Origin of the sequence: Mesorhizobium sp. M8A.F.Ca.ET.181.01.1.1, from assembly GCF_004792025.1 — a bacterium.
Lineage (GTDB): Bacteria > Pseudomonadota > Alphaproteobacteria > Rhizobiales > Rhizobiaceae > Mesorhizobium.
Genome location: NZ_SRTV01000362.1, coordinates 1 through 278 on the forward strand (window position 1 = coordinate 1; position 278 = coordinate 278).

The following is a 278-nucleotide window of genomic DNA, read 5'->3' on the forward strand; positions in this document are numbered from 1 at the left end:
ATGCAGTAGGTCTCGACACTGTCAGCGTAGCGCGCGGGGTTGCGCCGCATGAAGTCGCATTGCATGCCGGACAGGTTCTCCACCGCGATGGCCGTCGGTTGCCATGCCTGAAGGCGCGCCAGCAGCGGCTCCAGCAGCGGCTCGAGATGCTCCCGCGTGAAGGTCTTCGGCAGGCCGGAGAGATGCGGGCTGCCCAGCACCATCACCTGGTTCGGGGGGCCGGGCGGTGGTCCTTTCAGCTGGTCCGGCTGGAAGGCCGGGCGATAGGTGCCGTCGGC

General features: G+C 68.3%; 1 protein-coding gene. It reads right to left on the minus strand.

Going from position 1 to position 278, the window contains the following annotated elements; genetic code table 11:
* The coding region (locus tag EN824_RS34965; RefSeq protein ID WP_210236416.1) for a hypothetical protein at positions 1-278 on the minus strand (278 nt) is incomplete at both ends.